The organism is Rhizobium sp. UBA1881 (assembly GCF_002338015.1).
Classification (GTDB): domain Bacteria; phylum Pseudomonadota; class Alphaproteobacteria; order Rhizobiales; family Rhizobiaceae; genus Rhizobium.
Genome location: NZ_DDHH01000087.1, coordinates 8263 through 9038, shown reverse-complemented (window position 1 = coordinate 9038; position 776 = coordinate 8263). Strand labels below are relative to the sequence as shown.

Annotated in this window: 2 protein-coding genes; one reads left to right on the top strand and one right to left on the bottom strand. The window is 61.5% G+C overall.

Annotated features, from left to right (window positions below; all coding sequences use genetic code 11):
• Nucleotides 1-356 (bottom strand): AraC family ligand binding domain-containing protein (locus tag B3605_RS10485; protein WP_349677253.1); only part of this gene is annotated, 356 nt, incomplete at its 3' end.
• Between the two features lie 33 nt (nt 357-389).
• Between B3605_RS10485 and B3605_RS10480 the strand changes: the two genes are divergently transcribed.
• The coding region (locus B3605_RS10480; protein WP_296433725.1) for a DUF2000 family protein at nt 390-776 on the top strand (387 nt) is incomplete at its 3' end.

Below are 776 nucleotides of genomic sequence, written 5' to 3'. Positions count from 1 at the left end.
CCGTGATCCGTCCCCGCGCCGCCGTCATGCTCCTCGTCGGGATGCAGCACGATCACCTGCCCCGGCATGCTGAAACGCCGCTCGCCGCGATAGGAAAAGGTCTGCACGCCCTTGATCGTCACCCCAAGCGCATAAGTATCGTGACGATGCGGCTCAAACGCGTTTCCCGCGAACTGCGCCTCGATGCGCTCGATGCCAGGAAAGGCCGGCGCGGTGACGATCCCCGGTGCGATCGCACCGGACGCAATCGTAGCAGCTGCAATCGCACCGGACGCAATGGCACGCCCGTCCGTGCCAGACTCCGTGCACAAACGTTCAAGACCCTCAAGGGCGTGATGGCTTAGATCCTCATCCAACCGACGTCGAAACCCGCATGAAAAGAGACTGGAATGTTTGATACCAAAATTGCGATCGTGCTGCGAAACAATCTTCCATCCTGGCAGACGCTGAATGTCACCGCCTTCCTGATGAGCGGGATCACCGGCCAGAACCCCGAGATCATCGGCGACGCCTACAAGGACCGCTCGGGCAATCTCTACAACCCGCTATCAATCCAGCCGATCATCGTTCTGGCGGCGCCCGAGGAGACCATGTCAACCATCCACCGCCGCACGCTGGAGCGCGGCATCACGGCGTCGCTCTTCATCGAGGAGATGTTTGCGACCGGCCACGACGCCGCCAACCGCGCCGTTTTCGAGCAATACGCGCCCGATGACGCCAAGGTGGTCGGCATCGCCATCCGCGCCGACAAGAAGATCGTCGACAAGATCACCAAG